The 13743-nt window shown below is 65.1% G+C and carries 11 protein-coding genes; 1 reads left to right on the top strand and 10 read right to left on the bottom strand.

Translation table 11 applies throughout. The annotated features are described in order from the left end of the window. Positions 1 to 94: 94 nt before the first annotated feature. The 3 genes from EIC84_RS11690 to EIC84_RS11700 all read right to left on the bottom strand — a co-directional run bounded on the left by EIC84_RS11690 (position 95) and on the right by EIC84_RS11700 (position 3571). Positions 95 to 1294 (bottom strand): aspartate aminotransferase family protein, encoded by a 1200-nt coding sequence (locus tag EIC84_RS11690; protein WP_003070519.1) that lies wholly within the window; start codon positions 1292 to 1294, stop codon positions 95 to 97. Between the two features lie 218 nt (positions 1295 to 1512). Next, complete coding sequence (locus EIC84_RS11695; protein ID WP_003070520.1) at positions 1513 to 2337, bottom strand: YggS family pyridoxal phosphate-dependent enzyme; 825 nt, start codon at positions 2335 to 2337, stop codon at positions 1513 to 1515. Positions 2338 to 2341: 4 nt separating this feature from the next. Continuing rightward, positions 2342 to 3571: a benzoate/H(+) symporter BenE family transporter gene (locus EIC84_RS11700; protein WP_034363383.1), complete on the bottom strand. Its 1230-nt coding sequence runs from the start codon at positions 3569 to 3571 to the stop codon at positions 2342 to 2344. 108 nt (positions 3572 to 3679) lie between these two features. Here EIC84_RS11700 and EIC84_RS11705 point away from each other — a divergent pair, with 108 nt between their 5' ends. Next, positions 3680 to 5161: a PLP-dependent aminotransferase family protein gene (locus EIC84_RS11705; protein WP_003070525.1), complete on the top strand. Its 1482-nt coding sequence runs from the start codon at positions 3680 to 3682 to the stop codon at positions 5159 to 5161. 35 nt (positions 5162 to 5196) lie between these two features. On the opposite strand, the gene bioF is transcribed toward EIC84_RS11705, so the two are convergent. From bioF to EIC84_RS11740, 7 genes are all read right to left on the bottom strand, one after another. Next, positions 5197 to 6393 carry an 8-amino-7-oxononanoate synthase gene (gene bioF / locus EIC84_RS11710; protein ID WP_003070527.1) on the bottom strand — a complete coding sequence of 399 codons (1197 nt, stop codon included), beginning with the start codon at positions 6391 to 6393 and terminating at the stop codon, positions 5197 to 5199. Further along, positions 6390 to 7073, bottom strand: a complete 684-nt coding sequence (gene bioD, locus EIC84_RS11715; RefSeq protein WP_003070529.1) for a dethiobiotin synthase — start codon at positions 7071 to 7073, stop codon at positions 6390 to 6392. The genes bioF and bioD overlap by 4 nt, the downstream gene beginning before the upstream one ends. Further along, positions 7070 to 8413, bottom strand: a complete 1344-nt coding sequence (bioA, locus tag EIC84_RS11720) for an adenosylmethionine--8-amino-7-oxononanoate transaminase (protein WP_034363395.1) — start codon at positions 8411 to 8413, stop codon at positions 7070 to 7072. The genes bioD and bioA overlap by 4 nt, the downstream gene beginning before the upstream one ends. Before the next feature lie 131 nt (positions 8414 to 8544). Beyond that, positions 8545 to 9537: a biotin synthase BioB gene (gene bioB, locus EIC84_RS11725; RefSeq protein ID WP_046461199.1), complete on the bottom strand. Its 993-nt coding sequence runs from the start codon at positions 9535 to 9537 to the stop codon at positions 8545 to 8547. Between the two features lie 545 nt (positions 9538 to 10082). Beyond that, on the bottom strand, positions 10083 to 11078 hold the full coding sequence (locus EIC84_RS11730) for a porin (protein WP_003070535.1): 996 nt from the start codon (positions 11076 to 11078) through the stop codon (positions 10083 to 10085). A 259-nt stretch (positions 11079 to 11337) separates the two neighbouring features. Further along, positions 11338 to 12477: a hypothetical protein gene (locus tag EIC84_RS11735; protein ID WP_003070537.1), complete on the bottom strand. Its 1140-nt coding sequence runs from the start codon at positions 12475 to 12477 to the stop codon at positions 11338 to 11340. A gap of 188 nt (positions 12478 to 12665) precedes the next feature. Further along, entirely contained in the window at positions 12666 to 13742 is a 1077-nt protein-coding gene (locus EIC84_RS11740; RefSeq protein ID WP_003070538.1) for a homocysteine S-methyltransferase family protein, read from the bottom strand. Position 13743 lies beyond the last annotated feature (1 nt).

Genomic DNA, 13743 nt, shown 5'->3' on the forward strand with positions numbered 1-13743 from the left:
AGGCAGGACCGCGCATCAGAGTCCGGAATGCGGCGCCAGGAACGACCTCATCGGACCAGCGACGACTTCGGCCGCAGCGCTCACGCACCGGCAGCTAAACAGCGTGGCGGCTTGGTGCGCTGTCCTGGCACAGGCTGGCGACTCTGGCAACGATGTCGTCAATCTGTGCCTCGTCGCAGATCAGCGGCGGCAACAGCCGGATCGTGCGCTCACGGGTCACGGTAATCAGCAATCGCTGTTCGGCCAGCGCGCGGCCGACCAGCTCCTGGCAGTTCCGGTTCAACTCGATCCCAGCCATCAGGCCCAGGCCTCGGATGGCCTGCACACCCGGGTGTCCTCCCAGAGCCCGCCGCAGCCCGGCCAGCAGGCGCTCGCCCAGCTGTGCTGCCCGCTGCGCAATGCCGTCTCTTTCCATGATGTCGAGCACGGCACAGGCCACGCGGCATGCCAGCGGATTGCCACCGAAGGTGGAGCCGTGCTGGCCGGGACAGAACAGGTTCGCGGCGGAGCCACGCGCCAGACAGGCGCCAATGGGAACACCGTTGCCCAGTGCTTTGGCGAGGGTCATCACATCGGGCGTGATACCGGCGTGCCGGTGCGCGAACCAGGCCCCCGTACGGCCCAGGCCGGTCTGGATCTCGTCGAGCATCAGCAGCCAGCCCTGGCTGTCGCAGAGCTCGCGCAGAGCGCGCAGGTAGCCGGGACTGGCGACACGGATGCCGCCTTCGCCCTGTACGGGCTCGACCAGCACGGCGACGATACCTGGTACTTCCTGGGCCGCACGGCGCACTGCATCGATGTCGTCATAGGGCACGCGCACAAAGCCCGGCATCTGCGGCTCGAAGCCCTGTTGCTTGGCCGCGTTGCCCGTGGCGGCGAGTGTCGCCAGCGTGCGGCCATGAAAAGCGTTCTCCATCACGAGAATTTGCGGCTCGGCCACCTGCTTGCGATGCCCGTGCAAGCGGGCGAGCTTGAGAGCCGTCTCATTGGCCTCGGCACCCGAATTGCAGAAGAACACCTTTTCCATGTCGGCGAGCGCGCACAAGCGCTCGCCAAGCTGCTCCTGCCAGTCGATACGGAACACGTTGGAGGTATGCAGCAGCGTCGCGGCTTGCTCGGCCATGACGGCGGCGATCTCCGGATGGGCATGGCCCAGGCTGGTGACCGCCACGCCGGCGATGGCGTCCAGGTATTCCACCCCCTGCTCGTCCCAGAGGCTGGCGCCGCGACCGCGCACAAAAGAAACAGGTTGGCGGGCGTATGCCCTCATCAAATGGGAGTCGGTTTGTGGCATGCAATGCTCCGGTGGGATGTAAAAGAAAACTGGCGGACATCAGCCAGCTCAAGAGAACTCTGCAGCAGGCCAATGCCCGGTCTCAGCGGCAAAAATCGCGCATTGCGCTTGCCGGGCATGGCGCAGCACCCGCAGGACCTGGCGGCAGATTGGCCGGCTTGCTACGGCCGCAACGCACAGCGCGGGCACAAGCCACCTGCGATTGCGCCTATGCCATATCAATCGGTAACGGATTCCGGCGTCTGCGGATCAGAGCGCGTTGGCCAGTAATAGCTATCGGGTAACGGACGCGCGCCGAAGATGGCCTGCCCCACGCGCACCACGGTAGCGCCCTCCTCGATGGCGATCTCGAAATCGCCGGACATCCCCATCGACAGCGCATCCAGCTCCATGCCCGCAGGCGCGCTTTGCTGCAGCTGATCGCGCAGCTCGCGCAGGAGAATGAAACACCGACGCACCCGTTCGGCTTCGGCGGAAAACAGCGCCAGCGTCATCAGACCACGCACGCGCAACGCGGAAAACACGGGCAGTTGTTGGATGAAACCCGGCACATCCTCGGGATTCAAGCCATATTTGCTGGCCTCGCCCGAGGTATTGACCTGCACGAACACGTCCAGCGACCGCCCTTGGCCCTGCAGATGCCTGTCCAGCGCCTCTGCCACGCGCAGGCTGTCCAAGGCCTGGAACTCGCTGGCAAAACGTGCCACCAGCCTGGCCTTGTTGGTCTGCAGGTGGCCGATGACCGACCAGCGCAGATCGGCCAGGTCCTGCATGGACTCCCATTTCCCAAACGCTTCCTGTACCTTGTTCTCGCCCAACAGGCGGCAGCCCGCTGCATAGGCCAGACGCAGGCTGGCTTGCGGCTTGGTCTTGCTGACGGGCAGCAAGCGCACGCTGGCTGGATCACGCCCCGCGCGCTGGCAGGCCGCTGCAATGCGCTCCTGCACGGTGGCGAGGTTGCGGCGAAAGTCCTCTACCGTGCCGGCCTCGGGGTACAGGCCATGTTGATCGTGACGGGTCGGGGTTTCTGAAGTCATGGGCATCACCTCATCCTTTTTCCATGGCGGCTATCGCGCCCGACTGTGCGCTCAACGGCAGCCGGCCGTTGAGGACCGCATAGGCGAGCAGCCCTATGACCAGTCCCCAGAAGGCGCCGCCAATACCCAGCAACGTGATGTTGGCGGCAGCAGCCAGGAAGGTGATCAACGCGGCCTCGCGCACCTTGGCATCCGCCAGGGCCGTGGCCAGGCTGGCGCCAATGGTGCCCAGCAGGGCGAGGCCTGCCAGCGTGGTGATGAAGGTGGCAGGAAAAGCCATGAAGACCGCCGCCAGCGTGACCCCGAACACGCCGACCAGGATGTAGCACATGCCTGCAGCAACGCCGGCAATCCAGCGCCTGGAGGGATCTTCATGCGCCTGCGGGCCCGTAGCGATTGCAGCCGTTATCGCGGCGATGTTGAACGCATGCGAACCAAACGGAGCCATGAGCAGCGAGCCCAGGCCCGTGATCGTGACGATGGGATTGGCGCTGGTCTTGAAGCCATCGTTGCGTAGCACCAGCATGCCGGGCATGTACTGGCCGGTCAGCGTAATGAGAAACAGCGGCAGCGCGACGCTGAGCAGGGCATTGAGCGAGAACTCCGGCCTGGTGAACACTGGGGCAGCAAGCTGCAACTCCAGCCCGGACAGATCGACCCGATTCTGCGACAGCAAAAAGACCAGCCCCAGCACCAGGATGCCGACGACGGCATAGCGTGCCGAAATCCGTTTGAGCACCACATAGGTCGCGATCAGCAGGCCCGCCAGCATGGGATCGACGCTCATGCCACCAAACGCCTTGATACCGAATTGCAGCAGGATGCCCGCGAGCAGTCCGGCCGCAATGCCGGCAGGAATAAGCCGGATGACGCGCTCGAAATATCCCGACAGTCCCAGCACCACGAAAGCCAGCGCGGAGAGCAGGTAGGCCCCCACTGCTTCGGCATAGGGCGTGCTCGCCAGGGCAGTCACCAGGAATGCCGCAGCAGGTGTGGACCAGGCCGTGATGATGGGCTCGCGCGTCACCCAACTGAGCAGCAGACCTGTCAGCCCTACGCCAATCGAGATCGACCATACCCAGGAGGCCGTCAGCTCGGGGCCGAGGCCCGCCACCTTGGCCGCCTGGAACACAAGGATGAAGGTACCGCCGTAGTTGACGATGACCGAGATCAGGCCTGCCACGACGGGATGTGTGAGATCGTTCCAGCGAAGAGACGAAGGCGAGTGGGTGGTTGACATGGTCTTGCAAGGGCTCCCGGAAAAGTGTTTGACCCCATGGGGTAGCAGATTTATAGAATCGAAATGGCCTGATACTCCCGGCCACTTTTTTGCAGGAATACAGACCATTTGTTCAAGCACGCCCAACTCGAATCCGTCAAAGCCTGGATCGGCGACCCCGCTCATGGCGCCTTGCCGCTGCATGTCCGCATCCAACGGGCCATACGGCAGCTGATCCTCGATGGCGCGCTGGACGTGGGCCGGCGCCTGCCGGCATCGCGAGCCCTGGCCCAATCCTTGGGTGTCTCGCGCGATACGGTGGAGGCCGCCTATGGCCAGTTGCATGCCGAAGGCTTTATCGAACGACGCACGGGCAGCGGCAGCTTTGTGTCCGAGCAGGTGCAACGCCTTCCGGGGCGCGGCCTGATGCAAAGTCCTTTGGCGCGCGTTCCCGCCCTGCGTTTGAGCCAACGCGGCGCAGCCATGTTCGCGGGCGGTGGCCTGCGTGACTTCCTCGCGCCACGCGCTTTTGCGCCCGGTGTGCCTGAGACACGCAACTTCCCGCTTCAGACCTGGGAGCGCCTTCAGCGGCAGGTGCTCAAGGAGCACGGCACCCGGGCTCTGCTGCACAGTCCACCGCAGGGCACCGAGGCTTTGCGCCAGGCCATTGCCGCCTATGTCAACCTGGAGCGCGGCGCGCGCGCCACGCCCGAGCGCGTGCTGGTGCTGACCAGTTCGCAACAGGCTCTGACCCTGTGCGCCAATGTACTGCTCGATGCCGGTGATCGCATCTTCATCGAAGACCCTGTGTATCACGGCGCACGCAAAGCCTTCGATGCGGCGGGGCTGGAATGTGTGCCCGTGCCGCTGGACGGCGACGGCATGCGGGTGGACTTACTGCAGACCCTACCCGCTGCCAGGGCGGTGTTCCTGACTCCATCCCACCAGTTCCCGACGGGCACCACGCTGGCTCTGGATCGCCGGCTGGCCGCCATAGCCTGGGCGCAGCAGGAGCAGGCCTGGATCATCGAAGATGACTACGACAGCGAATTTCACTACGCCGGCAAGCCCATGGCCTGCGTACAGGGGCTGGATCAGCACGAGCGCACGATCTATGTCGGCACCTTCACCAAATCGATGTTCCCTGGGCTACGCATAGGCTATATGGTGTTGCCGGCTTCGCTGGTCGCCCCCATGACGGTGGCGCGAACCTTGCTGGATGGACACAGCGCAGCGATTGCGCAATTGACGCTGGCGCGGTTCATCGAAGGCGGGCACCTGGGAGCGCATGTGCGTACCATGCGCGCCGTCTACGCCGAGCGACGCGATGTGCTGGCGCGGCTGGTGCGCGAGCATCTGGGCGACTTCCTCGAGCCACGGGTGCCGGCGGGAGGCATGCAGATGCCGTGCACCCTGTTGCACGACATTGCTGAACGCGCCGCCGTGGATGGTGCGCGCAGGGCGGGCATAGACCTACTCGGCTTGACGCAGCTGCATGCATCGAGCCCGCAACAGACGGGTTTTCTCATGGGATTTGCCGCTCACGCACCGCATGAACTGGAAGTCGCCGCGAGGAAGCTGGCGCAGGTGCTGCAGGCGCTACGCCACTGACAGCGACCGGCGCGCCAGCGCAAAACGGCCAGGCCTCAGCCGGCAAGCTCCTGCAGCGCCGCCAGCAATTGCTTCACATCGGCCTCGGTATGCAGCGCCGACAAGGCGATACGCAGCCGAGCCGTGCCCACGGGCACGGTGGGAGGGCGAATCGCGGGCACCCACAGGCCATGGCGGCGCAGCCCCTCCATAAGGCCGAGCGCAGCGTCGTTGCCGCCCACCACCAGTGCCTGCACGGCCGTGTCCGATGGCAAAAGCCGCCAGCCCTTGCCCTGCAACAAGGGCTGCAGACCCGCGCGCAGCTGGGCAATACGAGCCTGCAGCTGCTCGCGCAAAGCGCTCTGCTCCTCAATCAGCTGCAGACTGGTTTGCAATGCACGCGCCAGCATCGCAGGGGCGGCCGTCGCAAAGGTGTAGCTGCGCGTTTTCTGCAGCAGCCACTCGATCAGCAACTCATGACCTGCCACAAAGGCGCCCGAGACGCCGGCCGCCTTGCTCAGCGTGGCCATGTAAAGCACACGCGGCGAGGCCTTGACCCCCGTCAGCCCCGCAGCCGCGAGGCTGCCACGGCCTTGCGGGCCGAGCACGCCGAAGCCGTGGGCATCGTCGAGCAGCAGCAACGCGTCGTAGCGCTCGCACAGTGCCAGCAGCCCCTCGATATCTGCCACATTGCCATCCATGCTGAAGACGGCATCGCTCACCACCAGCTTGCGCTGCACCGGGCAAGCAGCCAGCAGCTGCTCCAATGCAGCCAGATCGCCATGCTCGAAACGGTGGATCTGGCCACGCGACAGGCGACAGCCGTCGATCAGGCTGGCGTGGTTCAGAGCGTCAGAGAAAATGGCATCGCCCGCCCCCACCAGGGCCGGAATGATGCTGGCGTTGGTGGCAAACCCGGCATAGAAGTAAAGCGCACGGGGCAGCTGCACAAAGCGGGCCAGTTCCTCCTCCAGCGCGGCATTGGCCGAGCTATGGCCGTTGACCATGGGAGAGCCGCCCGAGCCCACACCGAAATCCTGCGCACCGGCGCAGGCCGCCTCAATCATGGCCGGGTGCTGTGCCAGCCCCAGATAGTCGTTGCTGCAGAACTGCAGCATGGGCTGCCCGTCGACCAGAATGCGCGCGCCTTGCAGGGGCGCCACGGTACGGCGGGTACGGCGCAGCGCGGCGGCGTCCAGGGCTGCCAGCTGCCGTGGAATGTCCTGCAGCCAGAAATTGGAAGATGCTGTCATTGCCATTCCTTGGGTAAGGAGAAACTGGTCAGGCGAGGATCGGGAGTGGCCTGCCACGGAATATCGGCCAGCAGCGGCGCGCCAAGCCGTCCCAGCTGGTTGCGCAGCCAGTCCATGTTTTCCTCGGGCACCAGCATCTGCGGCTCCACACGGCTGGCCACCCAGCCCGCCAGCGGCAAGCCTGCTGCGCGAATCGCCTCGGCGGTCAGCACCGCATGGTTCAGGCAACCGAGCTTGAGGCCCACCACCAGCACCACCGGCAACTGCAGCGCCACGGCCAGATCGGCAATGCACAGAGTCTCGGACAGCGGCACGCGCCAGCCACCCGCCCCCTCGACCACCACGGCATCGGCCTGCGCGGCCAGCTGCCGGTAGGCGTCGAGAATCGGCGTCAGCGTCACCTCCACGCCCGCGCGCCGGGCCGCGATATGCGGCGACATGGGGTCTGGCAGCAGCACGGGGTTGTCCAGCACTGCCGGCACGGCCAGCGTGGAGGCAGCGCGCAAGGCCACCGTGTCTTCGTTGACCCAGCCGCCCTGCCCGTCGGGATCGGCGCCTGCAGCCACGGCTTTCATGCCCACCACGCGCGGATGATGGGCTGCCAGTGCGTGCAGCAGTGCGCAGCAGACCAGGGTCTTGCCCACACCGGTATCGGTGCCCGTGACGAAACAGCCGATCATGCGTTTCCCTTCTGCGCGGCAAGCTCCGCTTCCTGCTGCAAGGTGGTGTTCAGCGCGGCCAGCGCGGCCTGACCCAGGTGGGTGATATCGGCATCGTCCAGCACATAGGGCGGCATGCAGTACAGCGTGCGCCCAATGGGGCGCAGCAGCAGACCGAGATCCAGCGCCGCCTGGTGATAGAGCTGTGCAAAGTCCGGCAGGGAGGTATCGATGTCCCAGGCCCAGATCATTCCCTGCTGGCGCGGGTTGCTGACACGGGGGTGAGCATTCAGCCCGGCGAATGCTGCACTGATTTTCAGGGCCAGCTGCCGATTGGCAGCCAGCTGGTCCAACTGCTCGAACAGCTCCAGCGTGGCCACGGCAGCGCGGCAGGCCAGGGGGTTTCCGGTATAGGAATGCGAGTGCAGAAAGCCGCGCACAGCATCGTCGTCATAAAAAGCGGCATAGACCTCATCGGTCGTCAGCACGGCAGACAAGGGCAGCGTGCCGCCGGTCAAACCCTTGGACAGACAGATGAAGTCCGGCCTGATGCCGGCCTGCTGGTGGGCAAACAGGCTGCCGGTACGGCCAAAGCCCACGGCGATCTCATCCACCACCAGATGCACGGAATAGCGATCGCACAGCGCCCGGGCAAGGCGCAGGTATTCGGCGTCATGCATGGCCATGCCGGCTGCGCACTGCACCAGCGGCTCCAGAATCAAGGCTGCAGTCTCCTGGTGATGCGCTTGCAGCCAGGCCTCCAGGCCCTCTGCTGCGCGGCGCGCCACATCGGCAGCGGATTCGCCGGGTCTGGCCTGGCGTGCATCGGGGCTGGGCACGGTGGCCGACAGACGCACCAGAGGGCCGTAGGCGTCGCGGAACAGCGCAATATCGGTGACCGACAGCGCGCCTACCGTCTCGCCGTGGTAGCCGCCGGCCAGGCCCACGAAGCGGTGCTTGGCAGAATGCCCCTGGTTGCGCCAGTAATGGGCACTCATCTTCAGCGCGATCTCGGTGGCCGAAGCGCCGTCACTGCCGTAGAACGCATGACCGAGGCCGGTCAGGCCGGCCAGGCGCTCGGACAGCTCGACCACGGGGGCATGGGTGAAGCCGGCCAGCATCACATGATCGAGCTTGCGCATCTGCTCGGTCAGCGCCGCCCGGATATGCGGATGCGAGTGACCGAACAGATTGACCCACCAGGAACTGATGCCGTCCAGATAACGGCGGCCCTCGGTGTCCACCAGCCAGGGCCCGGTGGCGTGGTCAATGGCAATCGGCGGCGCGGCTTCGTGCCGCTTCATCTGGGTGCAGGGATGCCAGACATGGCGCACGCTGCGGCTGGCAAGACTGTGTTCCATCAAAAACTCCTGAGGCGAATCACCCGCCTTGTCAAAACGCAGGCGCAGCGCGGCCTGGCCCGCACCAGAGGCAGGGCCATGCAATTTGCAATGAGAAAGCCCCGGCGCGATGGCCGGGGAAGAATCAGGGATCAGCTCGCGGCCGATGCCCCCAGGCCCTTGAGCCCCAGCTTGCGCATCAAGGTGGTATCGGCCTCCACATCGGGATTGCCGGTCACCAGCAGCTTGTCGCCGTAGAAGATGGAATTGGCTCCCGCCATGAAGCACAGGGTCTGCACGGCCTCGCCCAGTTGCTGGCGGCCCGCCGACAGGCGCACGCGGGCCTTGGGCATGGTGATGCGCGCCACGGCGATCACACGGACAAAGTCCAGCGGATCCACCGGCTCGCTGTCGGCCAGCGGCGTGCCGGGCACGGGCACCAGGCTGTTGATGGGCACGGACTCGGGATAGGGCTCCATGTTCGCGAGCTGGGCAATCAGGCCGGCACGGTGGACCTCGGTCTCGCCCATGCCGATGATGCCGCCGCAGCAGACGCTGATGCCCGCATCGCGCACGGCAGCCAGCGTGTCCAGCCTGTCCTGGTACTGGCGCGTGCTGACCACATCCTTGTAGTACTCGGGCGCGGTGTCGAGGTTGTGGTTGTAATAGTCGAGACCCGCATCGCGCAGCGATGCCGCCTGATGGGGCTGCAGCATGCCCAGCGTGGCGCAGGTCTGCATGCCCAGCCCCTTCACGGCACCGATCAGCTCGTTCATCTTCTCGATGTCGCGGTCCTTGGGCGCGCGCCAGGCAGCGCCCATGCAAAAGCGGGTGGCTCCGGCATCCTGGGCCGCCTTGGCGGCGCGGGTGACTTCCTCCACGCTCATCAGCTTCTCGGCCTTCACGCCCGTATCGAACTCGGCCGACTGCGGGCAATAGCCGCAATTCTCGGGGCAGCCGCCGGTCTTGACGGACAGCAGGGTCGCCAGCTCGATCTCGCCTGCAGGCCAGTTCTCACGGTGCACGCTCTGAGCACGGTGCAACAAGTCCAGAAAAGGCAGGTCCAGCAAGGACTGCACTGCCTCCACGGGCCAGCGCTGCGCTTCGGAGGCCGCGGCGGGCTTGGCCGGCGCATGCCAGTGCATGGTCTGGCTGCCGCAGGCGGCGGCTTGCTGCGCGTCGGCGGCGCGCACTGGGTTGTCTTGCTCGGGCACGGAATAGGACATCGCGGTCTCTCCTCAATCGGGGGAATGCCGCGCATTTTGGGCAAAAAAATCAAGGATTTACAGAGCCAGCATGCAAATAGTTGCCAGCCAAAGAGTTGCAGCAAGAAGCGCTATTTTTGAGCGCCATTTCAATGCATTTGACAGATTTTCAGCACTCATTAGAAACAGCCAGCCATAACTTCTGCCAAATTGAGCTCTTGTGCACTCAATTAAATGGAATACACCAGATTCAGACCTTGGATTTCAACGAGGAAGAGCGTAGATATCGGCAAAAAACATGGTTTTTGGCGATTTTTACCCGGACAAGGCCTGGATCAGGGCCAGAAACAGTGCTGTACCGCCCGTGCAAAGGCGCACAAACACCCCAAACTGGCGGATTTAATTCCCTCAACTCTTGTTGGACATTCGCACCGGGCGCAAAAAAGCCGCAGCAAGGCTGCGGCTGTGGGGCTGGAGGCCTGGGCTTAGAAGGCGTGAGCCATGCCCACGCCGAACGAAGTTCCCGAGTCCGCGCCGTACTCGTAGCTCTTGCGCCCCAGGCTGGCATAGAGCGTGGTGCGCTTGGACAGCGCGTAGTCGGCGCCCAGGGAGTAGAAATGATTGGTCTGCTCCTGCATGCGCTGGCGTCCATAACCGGCCTTCAGCGTGGTCTGTCCCATCTGATAGGTGGCGCCCAACGTCACGGCCTTGGCCGAGAGTGCCGTCTGTGCCACGCGCGAATAGTCCCAGGCGGCCATCACGGCGGCTGCGCCAAAGCGGTATTTGCCAGCCACGAAAGTGTCCTTGTCACCGCTGCCGTTGCGCTCGAAGGCCAGCATCCCGCTCAGGCTGTCCGAGTCGTAGTTGAGAGAGGCCGAATAACCGCGCCCTTCGCGGCGCAAGGTCAGCGGTACCTCGGTGCGCTCCGGCGAGGCACTCAGATGCAGGGTGAAGCCGGCCACCGTGGGCGAGTCGTAGAAGATGCCATTGGCCATGCGCCCATACTCGGCGGTGCCGTTGTTGCTGTAGCGGTCGGTAGGCGTGAGGTAGTGCCACTGATACCAGGCCGGCGAGGAAATGCGGTTGAAATTGGCCCAGGGGTCGAACTTCCAGTCCTGCGACCACATGGCCGACAGGGCGCGGCCCAGGCGCAAGTGGCCAAAGCCGCCCTGCAAGCCCACCGTGGACTCGTCGTGCCAGAACGGCTTGCGGCCCTGATCCTCCAGGCGCCCGGTATCGATATCGAAACGTGCGCTCAGGCGGAAGGTGGCCTTGAGGCCACCGCCCAGGTCCTCCCAGCCGGCAATCGCAAGATTGCTGCGCTGAATCGTGCCGGCCTGCGCCGTGCCATCAAAGCCGCGATAAATGCCGCCGTCGATCAGACCGCCAATGCTGACGCTGGACGACTGGGCCGCCGCAGGCAGCACGGCAGACAAAAGAGTGAAACATGTGGAACAAGCAATGCCAGTACGCAAGCGCATGCCGGTGGTTCTCCTTGAATTGTGAAGTCACTGCCCCCCGCAGCCAGCTCTTGGCACAGCAGAAGACAGAGAAGGTCGAAGACCTGTGAGATGAGGTGATGACAGGCAGTCAGGCCCTGCCTGATGCACTGAAGACAGCCGGAACATGGCTGGCAGCCTGGCTGCCAATTCCGACCCGAGAAGCCTGCTCAAAAAGCAGGCAACGGGAAGCATTATGAAAGTGCGGCCCGCGCAGAGTCCAGCCCTGCGTCAGCTTGGTTCAGCCGCTGCGCGCCACGCCGGAGGCTGCCCAGATGCGATTCATCTCGCTGCAAAACGGCTGGGCGCAGGGTGCCAGGCCCTGGTACTGGCAGCCTTCGGTCATGCACAGATGCGAACGGTGCTCGCCGCTGCGGCGCGGCACAGGCAGGGCATTGGCGGCCTGGGCCGCGGCCATCATCAGCCAGGGATCGGACTTGTTCTGCAGCAGTTGCTGCACTTCCTGCGCCAGCGCCGGTGCGGGCAGGTTCAGGGGCAGACCGGCCATCTGTGCCGGCGTCGCCTGAGCAGTGCTCGCCGTGACGGGCTGCAGCTCCAGCCACAGCAATGCGCTGGTGGCAAGTGTGCTGGTCGCCGCGGGCGACTGCGGCTGCACCACCAGAGCCAGAGGACCGCGGCTCAAGACACCCGGATCCGCCATGGGCAGACGCAGGGCCGCCCCCGGCCCCTGGACTGTCGGGATGCTTGCCGCGCCCACAGCCTGCGCCCAGGCGGCGGGCACCTGCAATGTCAGGGAAAAGCTGCGCTCGCCTTGCGGCGTGACCAGCGTGCCTTGTTGCACCAGCCAGTTCTGCAGCTGGGGCAGACGCGGTGCGGCAGCGCCACCTGCAGGTGCTGCCGCCATGCCCTGCTGTGCCTGCTCCAGCGCCACGGCCGCCGTGGGCGACAGGGCCGCGGCCGTCTGCAAAGCCGAGCTGGGCGGCTGCGCGCCAGACACCGCGGCCTGCGCCAAGGCCTGCATCAGCGCAACCGATCCCTGCTGGCCGGCCAGCAGCTGCAAGGGCTGTGCCTGTCCCTGCAGGCTGACCTGAACCTGCGCGAGCAGGCTTTGCACAAACTGCTGCACGGCCGCTGGCAGGCCCTGACTGGGCCAGCTTGCCGCAGGCACACCGGGTTGGGCTTGCACCTGCAGTGCCAGCTGCGCAATCAGATGCTCAAAGGCCTGGAGCTTGAGGTTCTGCAAGGTTTGCGGCGACCACTGCACCATGCTGGTCGCCGGGGGCGTCGCCTGAGCGGCGGGCAGCTGCTGGGCTGCGGGAAGATCCGAGACAGCGGCTGCTGCCACATTGCCGACCTGCACAGCCGCCTGGCCCGTGGGCACGGGCAGTACGGGGGCAACAGGTTGCAGTGGTGCAGTCATGCGGTCGACGGTGGCAGGGTATCAAAGCCGGAATCAGGCCATTGTGCCCGCCCCTGCGAATAAGCATCGGAAAAAGATGCTGCCAATGCTTGTGGCTCAAGCACCAGGGCTGCCCGGATCGTGCCGGGCCGCATGGTTCACGCCGGCGATCCGATGCGCGGATCAGGGGCGAACCATTCCAGGCGGAATCAGGCCTCGGCCGGGTAGAACAGCTTGCGCGTGGCCGTGGCCTGCACGGCCTTGGCAATGGCACCGATATGGTCGGGCGTGGTGCCGCAGCAGCCGCCCACGATATTGACCAGACCTTCGGCCGCGAACTCGTGCACCAGACGGCTGGTGATCTCGGGCGTTTCGTCAAAACCGGTGTCGCTCATGGGGTTGGGCAGGCCGGCATTGGGATAGCAGCTGATGAAGGTGTCGGGAGCCGCCTTGGCCAGTTCCTGCACATAGGGACGCATCAGCGTGGCGCCCAGGGCGCAGTTCAGCCCCACGGACAGCGGGTTGCTGTGGCGCACGCTGTGCCAGAAGGCCGTCACGGTCTGTCCGCTCAGAATCCGGCCCGAGGCATCGGTCACCGTGCCGCTGATCATGATGGGCAGGCGCTCGCCGGTCTGCTCGAAGGCCTCGTCCACGGCAAACAGCGCGGCCTTGGCGTTGAGGGTGTCGAAAATGGTTTCGACCAGGATCACGTCGGCGCCGCCTTCAATCAGCGCCAACGTCTGCTCCAGATAGGCCTGGCGCAGCTGCTCGAAAGTGATGTTGCGCGCGGCAGGGTCGTTCACATCGGGGCTGATGGAGGCCGTCTTGGGCGTGGGGCCCAGGGCGCCGGCCACATAGCGCTTGTGATCGGGCGTGCTGTACTTGTCACAGGCCGCACGCGCCAGCTGGGCGCTCTTGAGGTTCATCTCATAGGCCAGGTCGGCCATGTGATAGTCCTCCTGCGCAATCGTGGTCGCGCCAAAGGTATTGGTCTCGATCAGATCGGCGCCGGCAGCCAGGTATTTCTCATGGATGTCGCGAATCACGTCGGGACGGGTCAGCGACAGCAGTTCGTTGTTGCCCTTGACGTCATGGGCGAAGTCCTTGAAGCGCTCGCCCGCACCGTCGGCACCGGCATAGCCCTCGCCGCGATACTGAGCCTCGCCCAGCTTGAAACGCTGAATCATGGTGCCCATGGCGCCGTCAAGAATGACGAGGCGCTTGGCAAGCGTTGCGGGCAGCTCCTGGGCTCGGGTGTAGGCGGGGGTGGGGTGCGACTGGCTCATA

It is taken from the genome of Comamonas sp. A23 (assembly GCF_004522605.1).
Taxonomy (GTDB): Bacteria; Pseudomonadota; Gammaproteobacteria; order Burkholderiales; family Burkholderiaceae_C; genus Comamonas; species Comamonas thiooxydans.